This window comes from Lysinibacillus sp. (genome assembly GCF_032093475.1).
Classification (GTDB): domain Bacteria; phylum Bacillota; class Bacilli; order Bacillales_A; family Planococcaceae; genus Lysinibacillus; species Lysinibacillus irui.
Map to the genome: position 1 here is coordinate 17,164 of NZ_DAMDAY010000041.1, position 13,363 is coordinate 30,526.

A 13,363-nucleotide genomic window follows, 5' to 3' on the forward strand; every position below is an offset into this window, starting at 1 on the left:
AGCAAGATGAAGAAAAAACTACTAATAGGAATCGGACTAGCGGCGCTATTAACATTAACAGCTTGCGGTAACACATCCAAAAATATAGCTGAGGAAACACAGGCTAGAGATCATTATCCGCTGACAGTTGAAAACTTTTCAAAAACAGAGGGTGGATCAACATGGGAAAAGAAAGATCAAGTATTCGATAAAGCACCTGAAAGAATTATGGCAAATACACGTCCAGCTGCAGAATTATTATTACATTTAGGATTGGGCGATAAAATTGTTGGTGTTGGAGCAAACTTTGGTGCAGTAGATAAATCTGTGGAAGGGGAATACGCTAAACTGACTATTTTAAGCGATGAATATGTTGGCAAAGAGGTTACATTAGGAACAGACCCTGATTTAGTATTTGGCCGCGGAGGCTTATTTGATAATGCTGAATGGGGAGTAGGTACAGTAGATTCACTTAATGAAATGGGCATTAAAACATTTGTTTTAGAGTCGTCGGTAACAGGTGGTACATATGATTCTATTTACAATGATATCAAAAATATTGGTGAAATTTTTAATGTGCAAGATAAGGCGGATAGCTTTATTAAAGAACTAAAAGGGAGACAACAAAATATTTCTTCAAAATTAGAAAGCATTAAAGAAGAGAAAACATTTGCTTATTTGCATACAAATGATCCAAAAGAGCTTTTTGTCTTTCCAGCACACGATGAAACATTCTTTAATGATGCATTCAAAATGGTTAAGCTAGAGAATATTTTTAAAGATGAAACAGGTGATGTAAGTGTCGAAACACTAATAGCAGCAGATCCAGATGTATTAATTCTTCCTAACTGGGATGGCTCTGATTTAACAAAAGTACGTGAAGAAATTTATGCTAATCCTAAACTTTCAAGCATGAAGGCTATTAAAAATAAACAAATGTACATTGTAGATTATAATTATATGTTCGGTTATGGCTATAACACAATTGATGGAATGGAAGCCTTAGCTAAGGAAATGTATCCTGACTTATTTAAATAATATTGAAAGAGCTATCCCTGAGAGTCGAATAAAGGACATGATGGGATAGCTTTTTTGTTATCTCTGTAGAAGCTGCTCTCTATTTAACTTTGTGGTTTTTATAGTGGAGGATACGTTGTTCCAGCATATAGATACAGGGTGTAGTGGATCGAGATAAAATAACTGTGTTGAAAGGTCTTTTCTTGTTCTTTTAATATCAACCGTATCCAGCAAATGGGGTGAACGACTCGGCAATAGGCCTGTTTTAAAGAATGCTTCTTTTAAAGTCCAAAGCTCATAAAAAACATGGTGAGACTGATGAGAGACTAATTGTTGCTCTGCCTTGGAAAGTGCATAGTGCATGAGCTCTTTACTCACAGGCTTTATTTCTTCAACGTCGATGCCTACTCGCCCACTAGGTGTTACGGCTAACACAATCCAATCACCAGAATGAGAAAGATTAAAATCACCTTGCCAATGGGGATGGCCTGCAATATAAGGGCGACCATGTTCATCCTGTGCCGTGTGTAATAAGGCATCATCTAAATATGGAAGAAGAGCCCATCTGATGAGAGTCTTACCTAGTAATGCTCTTTGACGGTCCTGCCAATGCTTGTATTGATTAAGCTTTTTTTTCACATCAGAAGGGAGTACTTTGCTGAAAGTATCCCATTCTGATGGTGTTAACTGAGGCCCTAGAGGCGTGGCAAATAGTTGTATATCCTGTTGAATCATCTTATGTTGACTTGTTGTGGTTCAGGGAAGTAGCCTGTATCAATGCCGTATTGAAGCATTCTTTGAATAAAAGCTGTATTTGGTACTGCACATTCAATTTTCGTATTAGCTAAAAATTCTAGAGTTTTTTTGCAATTGAAGATAAACGGTGAGTCACTTGCTCCATCACCTTCAAGCTGTGCAATAGCTAATGATAAAAATTCCTGTACATCTTTCGAATGCTCACCATTTAATAACCAATTTGTATATTCCTGAGTAGACACAATTGTTAAGTCATAACCGAGTTCCTTAATAGTGTCGATTAATTCTAAATAAGTAATCGACACAGGGTTACATAAGTGGAAGACATGACCATTCACCGCTGATTGTGCTGCCAGAGAAACGAGGGCCTGACTTGCATAATTAATTGGGGTAAAGTCAACATGCCATTGTGCCGTAGGTGTCTTACCTAAATAAAGCATTGATTTAATCATACGGTAAAAGGCGTTATCATCGATATTACGTTGGAATTTTCCCGTTTCAGAATGACAGCTTAAATTACCTACACGATAGATGGAAACAGGAATTGCATCTTGAACCGCATTTCGAACAAGATTTTCTGCCTCTAGCTTACTTTGTGTATAAACATTATCCAATTTCACGTCGTAATTAAAATTCCCTTTTTCTTCATTTGGTCCCCATTGAAGGGCAGCTAACTCCTCTGGAATACCAATTGTTGATACGTAATGGAAATGTACACCTGGTTTCTTTTTGGCTATTTCCAGCAAATAGCGAGTACCGTTAACATTCACATTATTAAAGTGGTCAGTCGCACCGAAATGACGTACATCTGCACCACAGTGAATGATGGTAGTGATTTCTTCCATTATCTTTTGTTCATCGGCATCAGATAATTGAAGGCGTTGCTTTCCTAAGTCGCCTTGGATAACAGTAATACGGCCTTTTATCTGATCAGCAAAAGCACTGCCAAAATAAAATTGCATACTGTCTATTAGCTTTTCTTCAATTGTTACATGAGCACTTGGTCGAATAAGACAATAAATATGTGCAGCAGTTGTAGTTAACAGCTCGTATAATACATGGCTACCTAAATAACCTGTGGCCCCTGTTAATAATACGGAAGTCATTGGCAATGGTTTCGCAGTTTGTGAGACTTCTAACGGGCTTGGTTCCATAAGATCCTTGAAAATAATTGGAGCTGCATTTTCCTGAACATCAACAGCTTCAGGCTGATAGCTACGAATATATTGATCGAGCTCCGCAATTGTTTGATACTGGAAAAAGTCCTGGATTTTTAAGAATGGTATATGCTTTTTCACTTGTACAAGAATTTCCAATACTTTTAAAGAATGTCCCCCAATGTGGAAGAAATTATCGTGAATACCTATTGGTTCGATACCTAGCACATACTCCCATGCGCCAGCTAGCATACGCTGTGTATCATTTTCTGGTGCAATATATGTAGTGCTTCTTGATAAGGTTACTTCCAGTGAGGCTAATTGTTTTCGATCAATTTTTCCTGTAGGAGATAGAGGCATTTCAGGTAATTCCATAAAACGCTCAGGCACCATGTAATCAGGTAAAAGATTCGCTAAGTAATCTCTTAACATATCTTCGTCAAGCTGCATACCACTTGCTACCGTATAGTAGGCAAATAAATGATTATTACCATCAGACATTTTCTTTGCAATAATGACGACTTCTTGAATGCTTGGATGATTACTTAATACGGTTTCAATTTCTCCAAGCTCAATACGGAAGCCCCTTACTTTGATTTGTGAATCCTTACGTCCGACAAATTCGATATTACCGCTAGGCAATAGGCGAACTAAATCACCTGTTCGATACATTTTTTTGTTTGGTTTCAATAGATGTGGAACAAAGACCTCAGCCGTTTTCTCAGGCTGATGTAAATAACCTGCTGCTAAACCAACACCTGCAATACATAACTCTCCTGTTACATGAACAGGGCAAAGCTGTTCCTCTGCATTTACAACATACATCTCATAATTAGCGACAGGTCTACCAATAGGGATGCTAGATTGCATGTCTGTTATCTGACTCTTTACTTTAAAATAGGAAGACAGTACTGTACATTCAGTTGGCCCATACACATTAATAATCTCTGTAGATAGCCCGAATTTTTCCTGCCATTTTTGAACAATAGCAGGCAGTAGGGCTTCCCCACCAACAGATAAATAATTTAGAGTAGTTAGCTTTGTTCGGTATTCTTTAGGTAAATGTGTCGCTAGTTGTGTAAAGAAAGCATTTGGTATAGTGGCAGTTGTTACTTGCTCACGACTAATCATTTCAGCAAAAGCTTCAATCGATAGACGCTCTACACTTGTTAGCATATGAAGTCTTGCTCCTGAAAAGAAAGCAGTAAAAGTTTCTGTGACAGAAGGGTCAAAACTATAAGAGATAAATTGAGAAAAAACATCATCTTCCGTTGAATGGTAGATTCTTTGATTATCTGTAATTAAATTAATAACAGCTCCATGCTTAAGCAAAACACCTTTTGGTTTGCCTGTTGAGCCAGATGTATAAATGATATAAGCTAAATCAGATGGATGTAATTCACAATGAATATTTTCCTGTGAATAGCCGTTCTCTGATTGGCTTACAGTTAACACGGTATGTTTTTGAGAATCACTATGTATGAAATCGTTCAATAAAGCTATATATTCGCTTTTCGTTAAGATATATGGAGCACCTGTATCGTTTAATAGATATTGACAACGTTCTTTTGGATAGCTTGGATCTATAGGAACATACACTCCACCTGCTTTTAGGACACCGAGTAAGCTAATGACAGTTTCTTTACTACGCTCCATAAAAATTGCCACATGATTTCCTTTTTGAAGACCGTTTGCAACTAACATATGAGCGACTTGGTTGGATTGTTCATTTAGCTGACGGTATGTCAATTTGCCACCCTCATATGATAATGCAATTCGTTCAGCAAACTGTTGTGCAGCCTGATAAAATACGTCAGGTATTGTTGCATCTTTATCGTAGTCAGCTAGTGTTTGATTCAATTTTTTGTATGCCCGTAAATCTTCTTCATTTAAAAGTTGAATACGATCGGATGGAAAACTTTGTGGCTCAAAAGAGTACGTATGATTATGCGATGGGTGTACATCAAAATTATGTTTAGTATTCAATTATGACAACTCCTATTTTAGAAAAGGGCAGACACTTATGAAGGAGTGTTTGATGTATTAGTTCCACAGAATGAATTCTCTGCGGGAGCTAATGGACATCAACCTCCTTATAAGAGCAGCCCTTTCGTTTTTTATTTCACTACAAAAGTATGAACAACATTTAATAATTCGTCAGATAACTCGGATAAGACTTGAGCTTCTTCAGAAACTCGCTGTACCGTGTTCAGCTGAGAAGCAGACGTTGCTGCTACAGCTCTTGTATTATCTTTAGAATTGATTGAGAACTCTTCCATATCTTTTACAGCGGACGTCACTTCTTCCATACCAGCTGCCATTTCCTCAATTGTGGCAGAGAGTTCTTGAATTTGACCTGTCACATGATGAATGGAAGTTAATATTTGACTAAATGATTTTTCTGAATCATTGATCATGATAATTCCATGATCTACTTCTTCCACAGCATGAATCATGATGTTGACCGATTCATTTGTATCGTGCTGGATATGAGAAATAAGGGTAGAAATCTCTCTTGCAGATGCCTCAGATTGTTCGGCAAGCTTACGGACTTCGTCTGCTACCACTGCAAAGCCGCTACCAGCTTCTCCAGCACGTGCTGCTTCAATAGCTGCATTCAATGCAAGTAAATTGGTCTGAGAAGCAATACCTGTAATAATCCCAACAATTTCTTCGATCTTATTAGAATGCTCACCAAGCAATTTGACAGAAGCAGCAGACTGATTAACCGCTTTACTAATAGCATTCATTTGTGAGACGGATTTATTTGTCGATTCATTGCCTCTTTCAGCTTCCTCTGATGCTAAGATCGAGGACTCCGAAATTTCGTTGGAAGTCATTGCAATACGTTGAATTCCTATACTCATTTCTTCAATTGTAATCGTACTTTCTTTTGCCTTTTGAACTTGGAGGTCAGCACCACTTGCAATTTCTTGCATAGAAGAAGCTACATTATTGTAAGAATCAGTTGCTTCCTGCATATTGGCAGATAATACATTAGCAGTGTTTGAAACACGTGCAGAAACATTTGTTGTGCTTTTAATAACATTCTTTAAAGTTTCAATCATAGAGTTAAAGTTTTGTGTAAGTGTTCCGATTTCATCCGCTGATGTAACTGGTAGTGGGTCAAGCTCTAAATTACCTTCTGCTACTTTTTTAGACTGTAGGGACAGTTGTTGAATAGGTGTTAATTTTTTTCTTAAAAGACTGTATACAGCAATGGATGAACCAATTAAGAAAATAACAGTTACTAATAATGTCCAGAGTGCTTCAGACATTGCTTTTGCAGTTACCCTGGATACATCATAGTCAATGGCATAAGCAGCTAAAATGTTACCATCCTCATCTAATATAGGTGTAAGACCAGTTTTGTAACTACCAAATTCATCGCTATAAATGTCAGTAGCCGTTGCTTTTTTTGTATTAAAAATTTCTTTGATTCTTGCTAGGAAATCTGGAGATAGCCCCATGGCAATCATATCTTGATTATACTCAGCTCCTAATTCCAATATACTAGATGAAAGAACAGGAGCATTAATATTCTCCCCATTAACTGTAATTAAATATAGATTGGTAATACTATCAGAGTTTTCATTGATCGCATCCATTTCACTTGTTAAACGAAGGGCATCAGAGTTATTTTTTGATGGATTATCTAATATGGATCGTAATGTATCGATATCAATGGTTTTTGCTAATATCATGCCTTTGTCAGATAGTGATTGATCCATGTCTGTTAAATTACTGTTTCGTACTATATAATAAGAAAGACCTAAAGTAACTAATCCAAATAATAATAAAATACTTACCATTATCGCAGTTAATTTTTTACTTATGGACATATGTTGCTTCTTGCGTTTTTTCATGTTTTTCCTCCTAGTATGGTATAACAAATATTTCATGCAAAAACTATAAATGGATAATTTAGTAAATGTGTTGTATACTTAGAGCCTGATGTTATTCGTAGAAGCTAAAGTACGCTCAAAATATGTATAAATGCAAAATAATCTATTTATCCCCCAACATTAAACTACTATACTGCCAAAAAAATTGATTCACAACCCAGAAAACTTCCTATTTAAAGGTTGGTTTAATAAAGATAAATATAAATTTTTAGTTCAATTGTCTATTTATTTCATATCGTAGGATGTATTTTTACGAAAAGTAGGGTGATTTCTAGTACAAAAAAGAAGTATGCTCAAAACTGAGCCAATTTCACTTGAATAAAAAACATTGGCTGTAATCCTTTTTTTAATTTCGTTATAGGTCTTTTGTACTCATTTGATTATTGCTTGTGCTTGGAAATATTATAGTTTTCCATATTTTTTTATTATCGGGATAAAATGAAAAAAGGCTATTTCTTTATTCAGCGAACAAAGAAATAGCCTTTCTAGTTGTTATTATGGTCGTGGATTACCAAAGTTACCTGGTAGTATATTCGGAAGTCCTGGTATTAATGGTGGTGGAAAACCAGGATATTGGCCCCCTGGACGTGGCGGATATGGTTGCGGTGGATATGGCATTGGTGGATAAGGTTGTGATGGGTATGGCTGTGGATACGGACGTGGTGGGTAAGGTTGTGGTGGATAAGGTGATGGGTATGGATAAGGGTATGGTGGAGGGTAGGAGCCTCCAGGTGGTGTTCCTGTACCTGCTGCAGTTATTTGACTAACATCAACAGTCACTATTTGACCATTATCAAGTTGGATTTCTGCAGTTCTTCCTCCAGTTCCAAATGTTCGAATTAATGTACCAGAGTAAGTGCCTGTAGGGAGAGTCACCCATATTTTCATACCAGGGCGAAATTGACTGTTGAAATCTTCTGGAGCTAATCTAGGATAAACCAATTAAACACACCTTTCTTCATTTTTTCTAACATATGCCTAGAGCGATTTTTATTATAGGCTTTTGGCCAGAAGTTGTTTAAATCAAATTTGTTATAAAATATAACAATTTTCATTATAATAGGGAAAAAAGCTAAAAGGATGTTTAGCAAATGGCAATCATTAAAATAAAAAAAATGAACATACAAAATCTTCGTAATGTACGACATGGGGAAATTAAACTCGCAGTAAATTTTGAGACATTTTTTCAAGCAACTGTTGTAGGGCTTTATGGACAAAATGGCTCAGGAAAGACAACCATTGTGGATGCATTCGGTATATTGAAAACACTGTTATCAGGTTGGTTTACTGAAGGGAAGTTACCTTCACAAGAGAAGCGACTCATTTTGGCAGGGGAGCATACAGCCAGCATTCATGTTGAGTTTTTAGTTGAAAACCAATACGGTACTTTTTTTGTGGATTATTATGTAGAGCTACAGGAGGATCAGCATCGACTATATACGACGCTGGAACGACTCTCTTATCGAGAAAATGCTAAAGGGAAGCGTTCAAAAGTTTTATTTGCTGCGAAAGAGAAGGATGTACAAATCCGTAAATTAAGACTAACAGATTTGAGTGAACAGGCACGTATTCAGTTACTCGTTATTCAACAGATAGCAAGAAAGCGTTATACGTCTTTTTTATTCCATAAAGATTTAAAGCCTTTATTACAGGAACGACTTTCAGAGCAAGAAATGGAGCTCATGCAAAATATTGCTGTTGATTTTAGTAGAGATTTACATGTTGTTAATAATCATAATATTGCACCATTATTTGAAGAACGTATCATGCCATTTAGTATACATTTAGAGAAAACGAGGGGTCTAATTCCTTATGATTTAAATGGACCAGCTATATTGCCAGAGGATGCATTCTATGCCTTGTGTGAAGTAATTGAGCAAAGTAATCGTGTTTTAACAGCTATTATTCCTGGACTGACCATTAAAATTAATGTGATTACAAAACAAATGATGGATAATGGAGAGCCGGGAATACGGTTTGAGTTTTTATCACAGCGCGGGGAACGGGAATTACCACTACGAACAGAATCAGAGGGGATATTAAAGATCATTTCTGTTCTTAGTGTCTTGATTGCCGTATACAATAATCCGAATGCTTGTGTCGTTATTGATGAGTTAGATTCAGGTGTTTTTGAATATTTGTTGGGTGAGTTGTTAACAGTGATAGATGAGGGTGGAAAAGGACAACTTATTTTTACATCCCATAATCTACGTGTGTTAGAGGTGTTAGCTATTAAAAATTTATGGTTCACAACGACAAATGAACATCACCGCTATATCCAGCTTAAAGGTATTAAAGAAGTGAATAATGCTAGAGACGTCTATCTGCGTGCTATCCAACTTGGCGGACAGGATGAAGAGGTTTATAAAGAAACTAAAACATTTAAAATAAAACGTGCCTTTCGTAAAGCGGGGGTTCAGCATGACTAAAAAGGTATTGTTGATCATTGTGGAAGGACAGACAGAGCAAATCATTTTAGAGGATTATTTAGATGCTCATTTTGCTAATTCAACCATACGTTTTGATGTGCAACGCGAAGATATTTTGACAAAGTGGGATGCTCATAAACGTATACCGAATATTAAAAACAGTGTTGTAAGGGTGATTCAGAGCTATCTTGAAAAATATAAGTTTTTAGCAAATGACTTAACTGCTGTCGTTCATATTACAGATGCAGATGGCTGCTTTATTGCACCAGAATGTGTCAAAGTGGATGAGAATATTGAGCACAGTCTGTTTTATACGGAGGACGCTATTTTAGTAAAAACGGCAAAGCGTAAAGAGCAAATTGAACAACGCAATGATATGAAAGCAAAGAATGCTAAAATTTTAATAGCCAATGACCACTTTAGCATTAATCGAATGAAAGTACCTTATCAATTATTTTATTTTTCTACGAATTTAGAGCATGTCCTATGGGATGAACGCAATGAAATTCCAACAGAAAAAATACAAAAAGCAGACGAGTTTATCGACAATCTGTCTGGCACAATTGAGGACTATTTAGGTGCTTACCTCCCGGTTAGTGCAGAGCTTCCTTATAGGGAAAAAATAAAAAAAAGTTGGTCATTTTTGATGGAAGGCTGCCATTCATTACAACGAGGGACGAATGTACCGTTACTATTTGAAATGATTAAAACGAATGGACAATAAAAACAGGTGACTGATATAGATCGTCACCTGTTTTAATTAATGTTTGTTAAAGCATTTGTTCATAACTCCGAATATGGGCTAATATGGAAGGATCTTTAATTTTTGTATCTTCACTTAACAGTAATAGTTTTGACATAATTTCAGCTGTGCGTGGATCGTCATCCACCATTGGTAAGAAGATTCGACCACGATGTTGCGATGGTACTGCAATTATCGGTATCATTGATCCACCTATTTGATGTACCACGCCACTACCTAAATGCAAGGAATAGCTTGCTAGTTTACCTTCGATTAGGGCATGCTGTTTTTTCACTTCCACGTTGTTTAGCTTTAATAATTTGGCCAATTCTTCTACGATGATACTGCGCATTTCAACGGTAGAATGGCTAGCTTCTGGGTCTACACCACCAACATGAGCGACGCTAACAACGAGGTCAAGATCCCGCATGATTTCCGAGAATATCGTTGCAGGAATGTCATCTAAGACGATATCTTTACCAGTTAAACGATCATAGAAATATATCCCTTCAATTGCAGGTGCTTCAATTTCTGCTGGGGTAAACCAATCTGCTTGAGCATACAAGGATGCTACAATATTTTCCTTGTAATAAACTTTTCTTGGCCCTGTTTCATAACTAATTTGCCAGCCTCTTGTTTTCAACAAGGCTACAGTTTGGGATGGATTTACTTGATGTCCAGCATAACGCAATGATTGTTTTTGTGCTTTTTCATCTGCATTGATAAGGTACAACTCACGGAACACTTGCTTAAATGGTTGCTGTATTTTGTGTTCGAACATATGAGCTTGCCACTGTCTCCATTGACCACTTTCAAGAAGATGATGTGGGTGAGCAATCTTGATAGTAGATGTTGGGGCAAGCGACATCGTATCATTCGATACTAAACGTAAACCGTCAGCTGTAAGCATTCCAACATGCTCATCACTGATAAAGATTAGCTTTTGTAATAATGGAGCCAGTATTGGATGGGCTAATAAATTGATGAGCTCCTTAGCTGAAAATACTGTTTCTAATTCCATTGCTTGCTCAAGTGCTGGCCTTGCCCGTTTATACTGCTCTTGTAAACTTTTTCGAGCTTCTTGCAAGGTTACAATGTCGGCATGCTTCTTTAATGCAGCAGGAATGCTTTTTAGACGTTTGCCATCTTTTTCAACGATAATGCTAACAGATGCATCTTCTTCAATTTGCAAATGAGCTGTTATTTGCTCAATCTGTTGTGCTTTAAATAAATGCTTGATATCGTCAAAGGCTGATAACTCCATACGCCATGTGAAGCGAGTAGCTTCTCCATCACCTGCATTACGTGCTAAATTTTCCATTGCTATACTTGCAGCCCGTGCCTCACTTGCGCGACGTTGAGCGCCAAATTGCTTACTTTCCTTTAAAAACTGTTGAATAAATTGGTAGCGTGTTAAGGCATCTTTATCATCTGATTTTTTTAGTGGGATAAGGCCTAATGCACGTAGTTTATCTTTATTACGCTTGTCTTGGATTTCTTGCATTAATGGTTTTGAACTAAGCTTACCAATGGCAGTATCTGCATAAAGCTGTGCCCTACGATGATTAGCTCCTTCTGAAGCATATTTTGCTGCATCATAGACAAGTTTGAAATTTTTTGCACCGAGTGTTTGGTAGGCACTTTGGAACCAGGCTAAATCGAATGCACCATCACGAAAATCTTCAGCTGTTATGCTGGAGAAGAGGGCAATCTGATCTTTAGCAAAGTCCGATAAAGAATCGGTTGTATGCGCGATAAAATACCAAGCTGATTCCTTTAGTCCTTTCCAACCAATTACTTCACTAACCAGGTCAATCCAATGCTGGTTATACATCATGGCTTCAATTAAACGTTCTATAGAAATTTCTGTTTTTTCCCATGCTTCTTTTAATTGCTGTGCTGTTTCTTCTTTTTTAGGGTAGCAGCTAGTTAACAATCGCGAGAATACATCCTTTTTTGTTTCAGCTTGCCAAATATAGCCTCGTGCAAGTTTTTCTCCATCTAAGGCCTGGAGAATTTTGAAGAAATAATCGATTCCTTCAAAATACGAAATACTACTCGCTAGCTTTGTAACAGCAGTAGGTGTATCACCACGTTTGAGCTCAATGGCTAAAATACGATCGATTGCTTGTTCACGAATGGCAAGGAAATCGTTTAAGTCTTCAAATAACGGTTGATAACGTTCAAGTAATTTAGTTGGTTCATTAAAAATTTCTGATGCGAGCGTGTTGGTAAAGATTGCTTCGAATAAATGGTCGCGAGTTAACAAGCCAGTCTTCATAGCTTCTAAATATTGGAATATAGATAAATTGTATAAATTTGGGCTATAACTCTCTTTGTTCATGCGTTTTGTTAGCTCTTCATTGATAGCTAACATTTTGACAAATTCGCCATACGTTGAGTAATCAGACCAGCATCGATCAACAAATACTTCTATAACATCTAAATCAATAATGGTTGATGTAGAACGATAGTAATAATAACCTTTATCTCTAACATCAAGTTGCCACTGATCAGCAGGAATTTCGTTGAATAGCTGTAGCATGATACCTATTGCCTGCTCAAAGCTGTTAAATTCAGGTGCATGCTTTTCTAGCAATGCGAGTGCTTCCTTATGCAGCGCCATCTCTCCTGAAATAATGTCAATGTCCTGTGACAAAACTGAAAAAATTTGTTGCAGTGTATAGTTATATTTCAAGGAATTAAATTGTGCAACACGTTTTTTGATTTCTTTATAATCGAAGAAAGGTTTGATAAGAGTTTGAGCTGCATTGGAAAGATCACGAGCAGCAGGATACACTGATAGACCATTGTAAAAATTAAAATAGGCTAAGTCTTCTTTACTAAACATAGATGTCTTTATCCATTGAACAATGTTCTCAGGAATAGGGTAAACATCAAGACTAGCATGTCGTTTATTATCTGTTTTAGATGCTAGGACACTATATCTTTGACCTAATGTAGTAGCAATTGGCGTGTCATTCCATTGGTATGTTTCATACTCCAATTCAGCGTAATCATCAAGTATTTCAATAAGTTCTTCAAGCTTTGTTAATAAGTTTTCAATATCATATTGTAAGAACTTCTCAAATGGTTTAGGTGTCTGTACATAGAAAGGAACTAGCTGCTGCCAAGGTTCTTCATCACTCATCTGAATAGCACCATCGGTAATACGATCGTATTGAATAGGATGATGGGGTGTATATAAGCCAAAACCATTGCTCTCGTTATACTCCGGTACATTCTTTGTAATTAATTGTTCTAATAGCACTTGTTCGTTTTTGGTTACTTTTGGTAATAAGGTGCATAAAGCGCTAATTTGTTCGCTTGCTAAGTCATATTCCTTAGAGGCTTCTAACAATAATTCAAGTCCTCCAA

General features: G+C 36.8%; 8 protein-coding genes. 3 read left to right on the forward strand and 5 right to left on the reverse strand.

What is annotated here, in order from left to right:
* The first annotated feature begins 6 nt into the window (after positions 1 to 6).
* The gene (locus RT445_RS10780) at positions 7 to 1,017 is read left to right on the forward strand and encodes an ABC transporter substrate-binding protein (RefSeq protein WP_274794659.1); all 1,011 of its coding nucleotides are present in this window, start codon (positions 7 to 9) and stop codon (positions 1,015 to 1,017) included.
* Between the two features lie 57 nt (positions 1,018 to 1,074).
* On the opposite strand, the gene RT445_RS10785 is transcribed toward RT445_RS10780, so the two are convergent.
* The 4 genes from RT445_RS10785 to RT445_RS10800 all read right to left on the reverse strand — a co-directional run bounded on the left by RT445_RS10785 (position 1,075) and on the right by RT445_RS10800 (position 7,756).
* A complete protein-coding gene (locus RT445_RS10785; protein WP_274794658.1) occupies positions 1,075 to 1,731 on the reverse strand; it encodes a 4'-phosphopantetheinyl transferase family protein in 657 nt (218 codons plus the stop codon).
* On the reverse strand, positions 1,728 to 4,895 hold the full coding sequence (locus RT445_RS10790; protein WP_312507133.1) for a non-ribosomal peptide synthetase family protein: 3,168 nt from the start codon (positions 4,893 to 4,895) through the stop codon (positions 1,728 to 1,730). The genes RT445_RS10785 and RT445_RS10790 overlap by 4 nt, the downstream gene beginning before the upstream one ends.
* A 131-nt stretch (positions 4,896 to 5,026) precedes the next feature.
* The gene (locus RT445_RS10795; protein ID WP_313470566.1) at positions 5,027 to 6,775 is read right to left on the reverse strand and encodes a methyl-accepting chemotaxis protein; all 1,749 of its coding nucleotides are present in this window, start codon (positions 6,773 to 6,775) and stop codon (positions 5,027 to 5,029) included.
* 534 nt (positions 6,776 to 7,309) lie between these two features.
* Entirely contained in the window at positions 7,310 to 7,756 is a 447-nt protein-coding gene (locus tag RT445_RS10800) for a hypothetical protein (protein ID WP_274794655.1), read from the reverse strand.
* A 149-nt stretch (positions 7,757 to 7,905) separates the two neighbouring features.
* On the opposite strand from RT445_RS10800, the gene RT445_RS10805 reads away from it, so the two are divergent.
* Both RT445_RS10805 and RT445_RS10810 read left to right on the forward strand, forming a co-directional pair.
* The gene (locus tag RT445_RS10805) at positions 7,906 to 9,243 is read left to right on the forward strand and encodes an AAA family ATPase (protein WP_312507135.1); all 1,338 of its coding nucleotides are present in this window, start codon (positions 7,906 to 7,908) and stop codon (positions 9,241 to 9,243) included.
* Positions 9,236 to 9,967 (forward strand): hypothetical protein, encoded by a 732-nt coding sequence (locus tag RT445_RS10810; protein ID WP_312507136.1) that lies wholly within the window; start codon positions 9,236 to 9,238, stop codon positions 9,965 to 9,967. The genes RT445_RS10805 and RT445_RS10810 overlap by 8 nt, the downstream gene beginning before the upstream one ends.
* A 46-nt stretch (positions 9,968 to 10,013) precedes the next feature.
* On the opposite strand, the gene RT445_RS10815 is transcribed toward RT445_RS10810, so the two are convergent.
* A partial coding sequence (locus RT445_RS10815; protein WP_483869414.1) for a DUF5724 domain-containing protein occupies positions 10,014 to 13,363 on the reverse strand: 3,350 nt, incomplete at its 5' end.